At 62.8% G+C, this 10,666-nt stretch carries 10 protein-coding genes and 2 pseudogenes; 8 read left to right on the top strand and 4 right to left on the bottom strand.

Going from position 1 to position 10,666, the window contains the following annotated elements; genetic code table 11:
* Positions 1-37 precede the first annotated feature (37 nt).
* The 4 genes and pseudogenes from IDM28_RS09065 to IDM28_RS09080 all read left to right on the top strand — a co-directional run bounded on the left by IDM28_RS09065 (position 38) and on the right by IDM28_RS09080 (position 4,561).
* Positions 38-955, top strand: a complete 918-nt coding sequence (locus tag IDM28_RS09065; RefSeq protein ID WP_181108432.1) for an ABC transporter permease — start codon at positions 38-40, stop codon at positions 953-955.
* An 11-nt stretch (positions 956-966) separates the two neighbouring features.
* Positions 967-1,806 carry an ABC transporter ATP-binding protein gene (locus IDM28_RS09070; RefSeq protein ID WP_101318628.1) on the top strand — a complete coding sequence of 280 codons (840 nt, stop codon included), beginning with the start codon at positions 967-969 and terminating at the stop codon, positions 1,804-1,806.
* An 11-nt stretch (positions 1,807-1,817) separates the two neighbouring features.
* Entirely contained in the window at positions 1,818-2,594 is a 777-nt protein-coding gene (locus IDM28_RS09075) for an ABC transporter ATP-binding protein (protein ID WP_188035752.1), read from the top strand.
* Positions 2,595-2,740: 146 nt separating this feature from the next.
* Positions 2,741-4,561: pseudogene (locus IDM28_RS09080) on the top strand (glycosyl hydrolase family 28 protein).
* Positions 4,562-4,573: 12 nt separating this feature from the next.
* On the opposite strand, the gene IDM28_RS09085 reads toward IDM28_RS09080, so the two are convergent.
* Entirely contained in the window at positions 4,574-5,317 is a 744-nt protein-coding gene (locus IDM28_RS09085) for a FadR/GntR family transcriptional regulator (RefSeq protein WP_101318634.1), read from the bottom strand.
* A 98-nt stretch (positions 5,318-5,415) separates the two neighbouring features.
* Between IDM28_RS09085 and IDM28_RS09090 the strand changes: the two genes are divergently transcribed.
* Positions 5,416-6,123: a FadR/GntR family transcriptional regulator gene (locus IDM28_RS09090; protein WP_101318636.1), complete on the top strand. Its 708-nt coding sequence runs from the start codon at positions 5,416-5,418 to the stop codon at positions 6,121-6,123.
* Positions 6,124-6,136: 13 nt separating this feature from the next.
* Here the strand turns inward: IDM28_RS09090 and IDM28_RS23825 are convergent.
* Positions 6,137-6,223, bottom strand: a pseudogene (locus IDM28_RS23825) (glutathione S-transferase); the annotation flags it as partial.
* Positions 6,224-6,236: 13 nt separating this feature from the next.
* Positions 6,237-7,064 (bottom strand): sugar phosphate isomerase/epimerase family protein, encoded by an 828-nt coding sequence (locus tag IDM28_RS09095; RefSeq protein ID WP_150569524.1) that lies wholly within the window; start codon positions 7,062-7,064, stop codon positions 6,237-6,239.
* A 251-nt stretch (positions 7,065-7,315) separates the two neighbouring features.
* Between IDM28_RS09095 and IDM28_RS09100 the strand changes: the two genes are divergently transcribed.
* The 3 genes from IDM28_RS09100 to IDM28_RS09110 all read left to right on the top strand — a co-directional run bounded on the left by IDM28_RS09100 (position 7,316) and on the right by IDM28_RS09110 (position 10,382).
* Positions 7,316-8,170: an IclR family transcriptional regulator gene (locus IDM28_RS09100; protein ID WP_188035753.1), complete on the top strand. Its 855-nt coding sequence runs from the start codon at positions 7,316-7,318 to the stop codon at positions 8,168-8,170.
* Positions 8,167-9,867 (top strand): FAD-dependent oxidoreductase, encoded by a 1,701-nt coding sequence (locus IDM28_RS09105; RefSeq protein WP_188035754.1) that lies wholly within the window; start codon positions 8,167-8,169, stop codon positions 9,865-9,867. Before IDM28_RS09100 ends, IDM28_RS09105 begins: the two co-directional genes overlap by 4 nt.
* Positions 9,868-9,995: 128 nt before the next feature.
* The gene (locus IDM28_RS09110; protein WP_188035755.1) at positions 9,996-10,382 is read left to right on the top strand and encodes an NUDIX hydrolase; all 387 of its coding nucleotides are present in this window, start codon (positions 9,996-9,998) and stop codon (positions 10,380-10,382) included.
* A gap of 5 nt (positions 10,383-10,387) precedes the next feature.
* On the opposite strand, the gene IDM28_RS09115 is transcribed toward IDM28_RS09110, so the two are convergent.
* Positions 10,388-10,591: a hypothetical protein gene (locus tag IDM28_RS09115; protein ID WP_188035756.1), complete on the bottom strand. Its 204-nt coding sequence runs from the start codon at positions 10,589-10,591 to the stop codon at positions 10,388-10,390.
* Between the last annotated feature and the right edge of the window lie 75 nt (positions 10,592-10,666).

A 10,666-nucleotide genomic window follows, 5' to 3' on the forward strand; every position in this document is an offset into this window, starting at 1 on the left:
TCCTGCCGGGCCATGATTGCACCGAGAGAGCATGCCGATGATAGCCAACATCTCTACCACTGAAACCGCTGCCAAACGGCAGGCCGACAACACCCCGGCGTCCAGCCTCGACGCCCTCTACAAAAGCAGCCTGCGCGTGCTGCGCCACCTGCTGCGCAACCCGATGACCCTGGCTGGCCTGCTGGTCGCGCTGCTGCTGGTCGTAGTGGCTGCGTTCGCACCGTGGATCGCCACCCACGACCCGGTCGTGCAAAACCTTGCCAATGCCTTGCAGGCACCGGGTGCGGCGCACTGGTTCGGCACTGACGAGTACGGCCGCGACATCTTCAGCCGGCTGGTCTATGGCGCCCGGATCACCCTCTACATCATTGCCCTGGTGACCATCATCGTCGGCCCGATCGGGTTGTTCATCGGCACCGTCTCCGGCTACTTCGGCGGCATCGTCGATACGGTGTTCATGCGCATCACCGACATCTTCATCTCATTCCCCAGCCTGGTTCTGGCGCTGGCGTTCATTGCGGCCCTCGGCCCTGGCCTGGAGCATGCAGTGGTGGCTATCGCCCTGACGTCGTGGCCGCCAATCGCGCGTCTGGCGCGGGCTGAAACCCTGTCGCTGCGCAAGGCTGACTTTGTTGTTGCCGTCGAGCTACAGGGCGCGTCATCGACGCGGATCATCCTCCGGCACATCGTGCCGATGTGCATGTCGTCGGTGATCATCCGCCTGACCATGAACATGGCCGGGATCATCCTCACCGCCGCAGCGCTGGGCTTTCTCGGCCTCGGCGCGCAGGCGCCGCTGCCGGAGTGGGGCGCGATGATTTCGACCGGGCGCCGCTACATGCTCGAGTGCTGGTGGCTGGTAGCCGTACCGGGCGCCGCGATCATGCTGGTGAGCCTGGCGTTCAACCTGTTGGGCGATGGCCTGCGGGACATTCTCGACCCGCGTAGCGAGTAACTGGAGGCTTTATGTCGACGCTCAAACTCAATGTCGATTCGCTCAATGTGCGCTTCGTCAATGGCAAGAAAGAAATGCACGCGGTGCGCGATGTGTCGTTCACCCTGGGCCGCGAGAAGCTGGCGATTGTTGGTGAGTCCGGCTCGGGCAAGTCCACGGTTGGCCGCAGCCTGCTCAAGCTGCACCCAGGCAGCACCCAGATCACCGCCAAGGCCCTGCAGTTCGGCGATGTCGACCTGCTCAGCGCCAGTGAAAAGGCCATGCAGAAGATCCGTGGTCAGCGCATTTCGATGATCATGCAAGACCCCAAATACTCGCTCAATCCGGTGGTCAAGGTCGGCGAGCAGATCGCCGAAGCCTACCTGGCGCACCACAAGGCCAGCCGCAGCGAGGCCCGTGAGCGGGTCATGCTGATGCTCGAAAAAGTCCATATCCGTGACCCCAAGCGCGTCTACAACCTTTACCCGCACGAAGTCAGCGGCGGCATGGGCCAGCGCATCATGATCGCCATGATGGTGATCACCAACCCGGAAGTGATCATCGCCGACGAGCCGACCTCGGCGCTGGACGTCTCGGTACGCCAGCAGGTGCTCAGCGTGCTTGAAGAGCTGGTGGTCGAGCAGCAGATGGGCCTGATTTTCGTCAGCCACGACCTCAACCTGGTGCGCAACTACTGCGATCGGGTGCTGGTGATGTACGCCGGGCGGGTGGTCGAGTCACTTGCCGCGTGTGACCTGCAGTACGCCGAACACCCTTATACCCGTGGCCTGCTGGCAGCCTTGCCGAGCATGGACAACCGTCGCCCGCGCTTGCCGGTCCTGCAACGCGACCCGCTCTGGCTCACCTGCTGAGGTAACTGCCCATGTCCATGATCCAAGCACACGCATTGAACCTCAGCTTTGGCGTCGGCGCTGCCGTCAACCAGGTGCTGCATGACGTCAACCTGACCGTCGAGGACGGCCAGTCGTTCGGCCTGGTCGGCGAGTCCGGCTCCGGCAAGACCACCGTGCTGCGCTGCCTGGCCGGGCAGTACCGGCACTGGAGCGGGGCGCTGAGCATTGCCGGTGCGCCCTTGCAGCAGAAGATCCCCAAGGAACACTTTCGCAAGGTCCAGATGGTGTTCCAGGACCCGTACGGTTCGCTGCACCCGCGCCACACCATCGATACCGCGCTGCGCGAACCGCTGACCATTCATGGCATCGGCGAGCGTGATGATCGCATCAACGACATCCTGCTCAAGGTCGGCCTCAACGACAGCTTTCGCTATCGCTATCCGCATCAGTTATCGGGTGGCCAGCGCCAGCGCGTGGCGATTGCCCGCGCGCTGATTCTGCAGCCGCGGGTACTGTTGCTGGATGAGCCGACCTCGGCGCTGGACGTCTCGGTACAGGCCGAGATTCTCAACTTGCTGGCCGACCTGCGCCAGCGCGAGAAACTCACCTACCTGATGGTCACCCACGACCTCGGTGTAGTCAGCCACCTGTGCGACAAGGTCGCGGTGATGCAACAAGGGCGCATCGTCGAGCGCCTCGACAGCCAGGCCCTGAGCCAGGACCTCGCCAGCCATGAGTACACCCGCATGCTGGTCCAGGCCAGCCGCGATTTCAGTGCTGAGTCAGCTCGCCCTGCAGTTGCCTGAAATCTCTGGGGCCGCCTTGCGGCCCTTCGCGGGTGAACCCGCTCCCACAAGGACTGCGGTGAACCCTGTAGGAGCGGGTTCACCCGCGAAGGGCTGCGAAGCAGCCCCAAAAATCTTGAATACGAAAAAACAAGGAAGATAAAAACATGCCGTACGTACGCATTGCCGTTGTCCGCAAACAGCCCTTGGCGCAAGCGGTCCTCGCCGCACTGAGCCTGGGCTGCAGCCTGCCGCTATGGGCGCTGGAAGCGCCGAGCAAGGTCCAGGTGCCGACTCTGGCCTACGACGACCAGCAGATCATTCTGGTCTGGGAAAAGCCCGCCGGTCATGCCGACATCAGCGATTACCACGTCTACGCCAATGGTCAGTTGCTCGGCAGCAGCAACGCCAACAACGACTAGGTGTCGCCCGCCAAACCCTACATCGACCGCTTCTACCAGCAGGACACGCGCAACTTCCACCACCGCATCGCCATCCACAGCTTTACCGCCAACGGTCTCAAACCCGATACCGAATACCGCTTCAGCGTGCGATCAGTGGGGCGCGACGGCAAGGAGTCAGGCGACAGCCCGGTGGTTGTGCAACGTACCACCGCCGTGCCGGCGTTGTTCGATGTGAAGAAACACGGTGCCAAAGGCGATGGCAGCAACCTTGATACCGCCGCTATCCAGCGCGCCATCGATGCTTGCACGGTCGGCTGCAAGGTGCTGCTGCCCAAGGGCACCTACAAGAGCGGCGCCCTGTACCTGAAGAGCAACATGACCCTGGAGATCGCCGAAGGCGCGACCTTGCTCGGCTCCGAGCGCGCCGAAGACTACCCGCGTGAGGGTTACATCCAGTACCCGTATTCGACCACGGTGCGCCCGGCCTCGTTGATCAATGCCTTGCCACGTGATCCGCGCCAGCACCAGGCCTTTGAAAACATCCGTATCGTCGGTAAGGGCACCATCGACGGCAACGGCTGGAAGCGCAAGGCCGACGCCATCGATGAGCGCGGCCAGCCGTTACCGGTGTACCTGGCCAGTGACAATACCCGCTACATGCTCGACGGGCTGCTGGCCAAGGCTCAGGTCGAGCGCGCCGTGGCCGAAGGCATGAACGTCAAGGACGCCTACGGCCAGATGCGCTCGTCGCTGATCACCCTGCGTGATGTGAAAAACGTCTTCTATGGCGGCTTCACCGTGCTCAACCCGGCTTACCACGGCATCATGAACCTGGAAACCGAGAACGTGGTGCTGGCCAACACTACGCACAAGACCTACGACGCCAACAACGGCGACGGCATCGAGTTCGCCAACAGCCGTGGGGCGATGGTGTTCAACAACTTCTTCGATACCGGCGATGACTGCGTCAACTTCGCGGCCGGCACGGGTGCCGAAGCAGTCAAGCAGAAGGCCCAGCAGGATGCCTGGATCTTCAACAACTTCTTCCGCCAGGGCCATGGCATGGTCGTCGCCGGCAGTCACACCGGCGCCTGGATCGAGAACATCCTCGCCGAGGACAATGTCTCCGATGGCACCGACGCCGGGCTGCGCATGAAGAGCACCAACTTCATGGGTGGCGGCGCGCGCAATGTCACCTTCCGCGATTCGGCGATACGCAACACGGTCAAGCAGGCGTTCATCTTCACCCTTGATTACCACGACCCAAACGCCAAGCTCGACTACCAGCGCTCGACCATCGCCGGGCAGTTCCGGGATGTGCGGGTCAGTGATGTCAGTGTCGAAAACGCGCAACTGGCGGCAATCGAGGTCAAGGGCGACAGCCAGCATGGTGCCTATCACCAGGGCTTGAGCTTCGAACGGGTCCGCTTCAGTGGTCCCGCGCTGGCCAGAATCGATGGTTTGAAGGACTCACGTTTTGACACCATCCGCTTTAGTGAAACCGGCGGCACCAACCCGTGGCAGGTCAAAGACAGCGACGGGCTGGCGTTTCAGGATGTCGAGCCCGCGCCGGCGCAGCCCTGAGCCGATATCTGCTTACTCGCTGTAGAACGCCTGAACCTGCTGCGCCTCGCGCAGGCGCATGCGGCTGTTGCTCAGGTGCAGGAACATCGCCGCGCGCGCGGCATCCACCTGGCGGCTGGCAATCGCGTCGAAGATCTGCTGATGTTCGGCGTTGATCCCGGCCAGGTAGGTGCTGCGGTTGCTCTGCCCGGTGTAAGCGGAGTTCATCCGGGTGCGCGGGATCATCTTGGTGCCCAGGTGTTTCATTATGTCGATCAGGTAATGGTTGCCTGCCGCCTTGGCGATTTTCAGGTGGAACTGAAAATCGGCATTGGTGGTGCTGCCTGACTTCTCCGGCCCCTGCAGCAACGCCTGCAACGCCTGCTGCAACTCCTCCAGCGCTTGCGCCGACGCGCGTTCGGCAGCCATGCCGGCGGCTTGCACTTCAAGGCTCAGGCGGAACTCGAGCAGATCGAGCACATCGGTCAACAGGACGATGGTGGCGGGCCCGACGTTGAAACCTTCGGGCGCCGGCATGTCGAGGACAAAAGTGCCGACACCGTGCTGGGTATCGACCAGACCGGCCGCCTGCATCCGCGACAAGGCTTCGCGCACCACCGAACGGCTGACGCCTTCGCTGGCCATGATGGAGGCTTCGGTGGGCAATTTGTCGCCACGTTTGAGGGTGCCGTCGCGCATGCGCTGAGCGAAGCGTTCGACCAGCGACTCGGCTAGGCGGCGTGGCTTTTGCGGGGCGGTTGAAGTTTGATCCGGCATTGTTCTGCTCGCGTGTGAACAATCGCCATTATAAAGGGTTTCCACGGCAAAGCAGCGGGTATAATGCTGCCATCGTCTGATTTCAATGGATCCAAGCAATGGCCCCTGCTGCCCCTGACCGACGCGTGAGCCTGGCCCAGCAACTGGTACTTGACCTTTCCCGGCAGATCCTCGCCGGCGAGCTGCCGCCGGGTAGCAAACTGCCCACCGAACAGGCGTTCACCGAACAGCGCAAAGTCAGCCGCACGGTGGTCCGCGAAGCGATGTCGCGGTTGCAGGCCGAGGGCCTGGTAGAAACTCGCCGCGGCATCGGCACTTTTGTCGTCGACAGTATGCGACCTGCCCAGTTTCACGAGAGCAAGCCACAGCAGGGCAGTGCCTACGATGTCGTAGCGATCATCGAACTGCGCTTGAGCCTTGAAGTGGAGGCTGCTGCGATCGCCGCCCAGTGCGCGAGCCCTCGTCAGTTGGCGACGATTCGCGCCGCCCTGGACGAAGCCAATGACCTGCAGCAGCTAGGTGCGCAGAGCACCCGTATCGACTTTGAATTCGACTTGCAGATCGCCCTGTGCACCGGCAACAGCTTCTTCATCGATGCCATGAACCATGTCGGCAGCACCTTGATGAGTGCTGCGCCGCCAGCGCGGGCGGTAGAGAGCGAGTTGCGCACGCTGCAAGTGCGCGAACGTGAGCAGATCTACGCTGCGATTGCCCGCAAGGACGCCGACGTAGCGCGTGCAGCCATGCGCCTGCACCTGACCAACCTGCTGCACCACGCGCGGGCTGCGGTACCATCCGCGCAGTGAGTGCAGGGCAGGATCACGGTGTGCCGTTACGCCCATGCGAGCGAAAACCTTCCCGCGTGCTCAACCGCTCGTAGTAAGCGTTGACCGCCGGCAGCCCAGGCTTGGCGTCAATTTCAGCGCAGGCTGGCGAGCACCTCGCGTGCCTTGTCCAATGCCAGTCTGGCGCGGTCATAGGCACTGACGCCTTGCTCCATCAGTTGCCGGGTGGGGATCTCCAGGCTCAGCGGGATACCGCTCGGCAGTGCCCTGAGCAAACCGTGCAGGTCACAATCGCCATCCCCTGGGAAGCGTCGTTCCTGGCGAGCCTGGCGCAGGATCTCGGCCATCTCCGCAGGCCGTGGGCCCACCACGTCGCACAGCTGGGCGTAGCGCAGACGCTGCGGCGCAGTTGCGCTGGCGGCAGCGAGTGCTTGCAGCGACGAGCCTGAGCGATCGAAGTGGAAGGCATCGACCAACACCGCGCCGTTGCTGCGTCCAGCCTGCTCGACGATGTGCCAGGCCTCGGCCAGGTTGCGCACATCGGTCCAGGGCATGAACTCCAGATTGACATGGATACCGAAGGGTAGGGCCAGCTCGCACAGCGCGGCGAAATTGTCGGCCGTGCGCACTGGGTCCGGATCGTTGCCGGCAATCAGCAGGTCGCTTGCTTCAAATTCGGCGCCGGCCTCCAGCACGGGCAGAAACGCCTGCACCTGGGTGTCTGGCTTGAGCCGCAGGATCTCGATATCCAGCACCTTGGTCCCGGTGTCGCGCAGGCGCTGAAGGGTCTGGCGCCGTAGCTGCGCATCGGCTACCAGCGGGAAGTGCTGCTCTTCAGGGGTTGCAGGCTCCAGGCGCAGGCCCACATGGCTATAGCCGGCGCGCGCTGCAACCTCGACCATATCGGGCGGGGACAGCTCAAGTACGGTCAGGGCAGCAAGGGAGAATATCTGGTCGCTCATGCTTGGCTCTCTAATGGTGTAGCGGCGCTGGTCTGGTGTGCACCGGTTAGAATCGAGTTCCAGTTGTAATCAAATTCTTCCCTGAGGACTACCTGAAAAGCGCGCCCAAGCGGCGCTTTCGTTCGATAATCGCCCTCATTAATCCGCTTAACGCTGCCCTTTGATTGACCCTCCTGCATTGCTGGAATAGTTTTCCAACCATAGAAAATCCATTTGGGCTGACTTATGTAGCCCGGGACCAGGAGACCTTGATGAGCAACGTCGCAAGCACCGCAGAACCACCCTACGCAGGCCTCTTCGATCGCGGGCTTGCGGTGCTGGAACTGCTCGCCAGCAGCGCCGAGGGCAGCTCGCTGACGGACATTTCCGAGCAACTGCAGATCCCCCGCAGCGCCACCCACAGGCTGCTGAGCACTTTGTGCGACACCGGCTATGCCCGGCAGGAGCACGAGCGCGGCACTTATGTGCTGACCTCCAAACTGCAGGCGCTGGCGTTTACTCACCTGGCCGCCGACGGCACGATCGATGCTGTGCAACCGGTGCTCAACCGGCTTGCGGCCGAGGTCGGCGAGCTGGTGCGGCTGTCGGTGGTGGACGAGCAGCGCCTGACCTGGGTTGCCCGTGCGCAAGGCGCACGTTCCGGGCTGCGCTATGACCCGGACATGGGCATGGAGGCCAGGCTGTCCTGTTCAGCCAGTGGCTATGCGTGGTTGGCGAGCATGACCGACAAGCAGGCCCTGGCCCTGATTCTCAGGCAGGGCCTGGGGCAAGTGCAGAATTATGGTCCGAACGCACCACAGACGGTGGAAGCGCTGCTGACCAATATTCAGGCCACGCGCGAGCAAGGATACGCGCTGGCTGTACAGACCTTTGCCGACTGGATGTCGGCCATCGCAGTGGCATTGCATCATCCGGTCACCCACGAGGTGATCGGCGTGGTCAGCGTTGCCGGGCCGGTCTTTCGCCTTGGCGAGGCACGGCTGCACCAGATCGCGCCGGCGCTGATCGCCGCGGTGGCAGAGATCCAGCAGTTGATACCAGGCTCGCCAGCCTTGATGAGCCCAGGCCTGACCGCTCTAAGCCTCACTCCGGGGGGCCAGGCATGAGCATGCGACGTCTGGACTGCGACCTGCTGGTGATTGGTTCGGGAGCCTCCGGGCTGGCGGCGGCAGTCACTGCTGCGGCGCAGGGGCTGAAGGTCATTGTTGTAGAGAAACACTCATCCTTTGGCGGCGCTACGGCGTGGTCCGGTGGCTGGTTGTGGGTGCCGGGCAATCCGCTGGCCAAACGCGCCGGTATCCATGACGACCCGCAACAACCACGCACTTACCTCAAACACCAGCTCGGCGACCGCTACAACGCCGAGCGGGTTGATGCGTTTCTCGACAATGCGCCGAAGATGGTCGCGTTTTTTGAAGAGAACACTGCGCTGCAATGGGCCGATGGCAATGGCATCCCGGATATTCACGGGCACTTGCCGGGCGCGGCGACGCAGGGACATCAGGTGATCGCCGCCCCGTATGACGCGCGCGCCATGGGCCCGCTGATCAAGCGCATGCGCAAGACCATGCGCGAGACCTCGTTCATGGGCATGCCGATCATGGCCGGTGCTGACCTGTCGGCATTCCTCAGCATGACCCGCTCGTTCAAGTCACTGCTGCACGTCAGCAAGCGTATGCTCCGGCACCTGCGCGACCTGGCCGTGCATGGCCGGGCCATGCACCTGGTCAATGGCGTGGCACTGGTAGGCCGGCTGGCCAAGTCAGCCGAAGACCTGGGCGTGACGCTGATCGAGTCGGCGCCGGCGCAGCGCTTGCTGCAGGAGCAGGGCAGAGTGATCGGCGCGCTGGTCGAGACGCCTGCTGGGCCCACCGAGATTCATGCGCGGTGCGGGGTGGTGCTGGCTGCCGGTGGCTTCCCCAACGATCTGCAGCGCCGGCAAGCGCTGTTCCCGCGCACATCGGCCCCTGAAGATCACCTGGCCCTGCCGCCGGTTCAGTGCAGCGGCGATGGTATTTCGCTGGGCGAGGCGGTTGGTGGCGTGCTCGAACTCGACGTTGCTTCAGCGGCGGCCTGGGCGCCGGTGTCGCTGGTGCGCCATGCGGACGGCAGCAGCGGCCACTTCCCGCATATCATCGACCGGGCCAAGCCGGGATTGATCGGCGTGCTGTCCAACGGCAAGCGCTTCGTCAACGAGGCTGACGGTTACTACGACTACACCGCAGCCATGGTGGCTGCCGCGCCAGCAGGTGAGGAGGTTGCGTCCTGGCTGATTTGCGATCATCGCTTCCAGCGCCGCTTCGGTCTTGGCTATTCGCGGCCGTTCCCACTGCCGGTTGGGCCGTCGGTGCGCAGCGGCTATCTGCAACGCTGCGCCACCCTCGAGGGGCTGGCGAAAGCCTGCGGGATCGACCCGGCAGGCTTGCTCGAAACCGTGCGCAGCTTCAATGAACATGCCTGCAAGGGTGAGGACCCGGAGTTTGGCCGTGGGCTTAGTGCCTATAACCGCAAGCAGGGTGACCCGCTGGTGACAAAGGGCAACCCGTGCGTGGCACCGATCGAGCATGGCCCGTTCTATGCGGTCAAGGTCCGCCCTGGCAGCTTCGGCACCTTTGCCGGGTTGAAAACCAACGGCAACGCGCAGGTGCTGAACAGCGCAGGCGTGGCTATTGCAGGTCTGTATGCAGTGGGCAGTGATATGGCCAGCATCATGGGCGGCATGTATCCGTCAGGCGGGATCAACCTCGGGCCGGCCATGACCTTCGGTTACGTCGCAGGTCTGCATGCTGCGCAGAGCAGATGATGGTGCTGAGTCATACGAGGCGAACCAATTGAGCTACAACTGACTCAATAGGCCATCTACATGATGGGTTTTTGCCATGATTGATTCAGCCGCTTCATTCACCGATTTGCTGCAAGCTGGAGGGGCCTGTGCCAGGCTCCGCTAAGCTTCGCGCCCGCGCCACGGTCATTTGCCTGCGTGAAGGCAATGTGCTGCTGGTACGCAAGTCGGGAGGCAAATGGAATTTTCCTGGCGGCGCGATCGAGCAGGGCGAGCTACCGGTTCAGGCGGCTGCAAGGGAGATGAGCGAGGAGACTGGGCTCGACTGCGAAGCACTGCTGGAGTTATGCACCCTGGAAGAGGGCAGCGTGCTCCATCACATCTTTACCACGCAACTGTTCCAGGGTGCCAAACCCGCACCCGGCAACGAGATTGTCGCCTGCAAATGGGTCAAGCGCGTTGCGCTTAAAAAGACTCAACTCAGCCCCAGCGCTTCAGCCTTGATGGCCCGTGCGCTGCCTGCCCTGATGGCCTGATTGGCTCAAGCGCAGGCGGTTTCGTTGCGCCTGGCGCATTCCGCCTGGGCGTCTGCGCGCTTGGCGTAGGTGGGGGGCAAACGCAACTTGGCGACAGTGTCATACAAGTCAAAGCCGTTGCACGACGGCGCGGTACAAAATCCTACCGCTCTGCGGTAGTGATATTCCTTGATCGGTAAAGCCGAAACCACGACGAAACGTGCGCGCATGCTGGTGCCTCCGATGGCAATACCAAACTATTAGTCATATTGGGGGTACTAAGCAAGCAGACTAATACTAGGCCG

It is taken from the genome of Pseudomonas sp. EZ-C24, assembly GCF_014525325.1.
GTDB classification, from domain to species: Bacteria; Pseudomonadota; Gammaproteobacteria; order Pseudomonadales; family Pseudomonadaceae; genus Aquipseudomonas; species Aquipseudomonas shirazensis.

Bases quoted from the DNA above. Each gene is read 5' to 3' on its own strand.
- IDM28_RS09065 (WP_181108432.1), top strand. From the start codon at position 38: ATGATAGCCAACATCTCTACCACTGAAACCGCTGCCAAACGGCAGGCC.
- IDM28_RS09070 (WP_101318628.1), top strand. From the start codon at position 967: ATGTCGACGCTCAAACTCAATGTCGATTCGCTCAATGTGCGCTTCGTC.
- IDM28_RS09075 (WP_188035752.1), top strand. From the start codon at position 1,818: ATGTCCATGATCCAAGCACACGCATTGAACCTCAGCTTTGGCGTCGGC.
- IDM28_RS09085 (WP_101318634.1), bottom strand. From the start codon at position 5,317: ATGCCGGATCAAACTTCAACCGCCCCGCAAAAGCCACGCCGCCTAGCC.
- IDM28_RS09090 (WP_101318636.1), top strand. From the start codon at position 5,416: ATGGCCCCTGCTGCCCCTGACCGACGCGTGAGCCTGGCCCAGCAACTG.
- IDM28_RS09095 (WP_150569524.1), bottom strand. From the start codon at position 7,064: ATGAGCGACCAGATATTCTCCCTTGCTGCCCTGACCGTACTTGAGCTG.
- IDM28_RS09100 (WP_188035753.1), top strand. From the start codon at position 7,316: ATGAGCAACGTCGCAAGCACCGCAGAACCACCCTACGCAGGCCTCTTC.
- IDM28_RS09105 (WP_188035754.1), top strand. From the start codon at position 8,167: ATGAGCATGCGACGTCTGGACTGCGACCTGCTGGTGATTGGTTCGGGA.
- IDM28_RS09115 (WP_188035756.1), bottom strand. From the start codon at position 10,591: ATGCGCGCACGTTTCGTCGTGGTTTCGGCTTTACCGATCAAGGAATAT.